The organism is Moraxella sp., from assembly GCF_030525845.1.
In the GTDB taxonomy this organism is placed as follows: domain Bacteria; phylum Pseudomonadota; class Gammaproteobacteria; order Pseudomonadales; family Moraxellaceae; genus Moraxella.
Genome location: NZ_JAUNDY010000044.1, coordinates 1 through 2,286 on the forward strand (window position 1 = coordinate 1; position 2,286 = coordinate 2,286).

Annotated in this window: 2 protein-coding genes; one reads left to right on the forward strand and one right to left on the reverse strand. The window is 44.8% G+C overall.

Annotated elements, in window-relative coordinates:
• Positions 1–451 (reverse strand): aminotransferase class III-fold pyridoxal phosphate-dependent enzyme (locus Q4B79_RS09615; protein WP_303086199.1); only part of this gene is annotated, 451 nt, incomplete at its 3' end.
• A 497-nt stretch (positions 452–948) separates the two neighbouring features.
• Between Q4B79_RS09615 and serA the strand changes: the two genes are divergently transcribed.
• Entirely contained in the window at positions 949–2,175 is a 1,227-nt protein-coding gene (gene serA / locus Q4B79_RS09620; protein ID WP_303086200.1) for a phosphoglycerate dehydrogenase, read from the forward strand.
• Positions 2,176–2,286: the final 111 nt, after the last annotated feature.

Sequence of the window (2,286 nt, forward strand, 5' to 3'; positions counted from 1 at the left end):
AGAACGCAATGACATTGTCTCGTCCTGTGTAGGTCTTGGCAAGTTTAATCGCCGCCTCTGTACCGTCTGCCCCTGTTGGACCACAGAATTGCAATACAAAATCTTTGGGGAAGAAAGAGAGCAATTTTTCGGTAAATGCATCCTTAATCGGGGTGGTAATGTCCAGCGTGTGTAGTGGCAAACCACTCTCCAACACGTCTTTAATGGCGTTAATGGTGGCAGGGTGATTATGCCCGAGTGCCAATGTACCAGCTCCTGCCAGACAGTCAAGGTATTCATTACCTTCAACGTCTGTTACCCAGCACCCTTGTGCTTTGGCGATTGCTAATGGAAGTTTACGAGGATAGCTACGAACATTGGATTCCATCTCGTTTTGGCGAGTCAGATAATATTCGTTGGTTGCACCCGCTTTGGGGGTGACAGGGGCATGATTTACAGAATGAACGCTCATATCGGATTACCATCTCAGATAAGGGTTAAAAGAAAAACCTATAAAACCCAAACCCAATCAACCGTTGTCAAATTTGGGTTTATTAAGGTCATGACGTTCGGCGTGTGGGTCAATCGGCAAAGGAAAGGGAAATAAACTGCCCAATTGCACACCAGTTTTGCAAGAGTAATCACCCTACCATATCCATGGGGATAAACTTAGGATAATTCAACCGCTTGCACGGCAATGTTTAAAATTTAAAATGTACATATGTAAACTAATTTAAATTTTAAAAGTGGCAAATTATACCACACAAGAAAGGTTTGGCAAGTGTTTTTAGTATTTTATGAATATGTCCGTCATTTTTTATATTTTACATGTTTATCTTAGAATTTTAAAACCTCAAACCAAGCCTATTTATTCCAAAAAATCATGCAAAATTTCCCCAAAACCCTTTGCAAATTACATCAAATGGGTGTATAAATACACTTTTACCAACCGCTGTTTAAGGATTTTTCATGGCTTTATCACTCAATAAAGATAAAATCCGTTTTTTGCTTTTAGAAGGCGTACATGACAACGCCCTAAAAGTACTAAACGATGCAGGCTACACCAACATCGAGTACATCAAATCCGCCCTTGACGAAGAAGAGCTGATTGAAAAAATCAAAGATGCTCACTTCATCGGCATTCGCTCACGCACTCAGCTGACTCGCAAGGTGCTAGAATCTGCCGAAAAACTCATCTGCATTGGTTGTTTTTGCATTGGCACCAACCAAGTAGATTTGGATGCTGCCTTAGAGTTTGGCATTCCTGTGTTTAACGCCCCTTATTCAAACACCCGCTCGGTCGCAGAATTGGTGCTTGCTGAGACCATCATGCTCATGCGTGGCGTACCTGAGAAAAATGCGGTCGTTCATCGTGGTGGCTGGAATAAATCCGCCAAAGACAGCTACGAAGTGCGTGGCAAAACGCTTGGCATCGTCGGCTATGGCTCTATCGGCTCACAACTGTCAGTACTTGCCGAAAGCTTGGGCATGAAAGTCATCTATCACGATGTCATTACCAAATTGCCGCTTGGCAATGCCGTCCAAGTTGGTAGTCTTGATGAGCTTTTAGAAAAAGCCGATGTCGTTACTTTGCACGTCCCAGATTTACCAAACACTCGTGGCATGATGACTGCCGAGCAGTTTGGTAAAATGAAACAAGGTTCATTTTTCATCAACGCCGCTCGTGGTGGCTGTGTCAATATCGATGACCTAGCGTCCGCCCTAGAAAGTGGCAAACTGCTTGGGGCAGCGATTGACGTGTTCCCCAAAGAGCCAAAATCTGCCGACGAAGAGTTCATCTCGCCACTTCGCAAATTTGACAATGTCATCTTGACCCCCCATGTGGGCGGTTCAACCCAAGAAGCTCAGGCAAATATCGGGCTTGAAGTTGCCGAAAAATTCGTCCGCTACTCCGACCAAGGCGATACCACAAGCAGCGTCAACTTCCCCAACGTCTCCATTCCATTTACCGACAACACCCACCGCCTGCTCCACATCCACAAAAATGTCCCCGGTGTATTGTCGCAAATCAACGCCTCCTTTGCGGATGCTGGTATTAACATCAGCTCACAATCCATGATGACCAAGGGAGATGTCGGTTATCTGGTCATGGACGTAGATGACAGTGATTCTGAAAAAGCCCTAGAACGTCTACGTGCTGTCCCAGAAACCATCAAGGTTCGTGTCTTATTTTAATAACAAAACTGTACTAAGACCGCTCAATTTGGGCGGTTTTTTATCCCCTTTACAAACCCAAACCCCCCACCATCTCTGGCAGGGGGTTTGTTCGTGTAACACGAGTTGGGT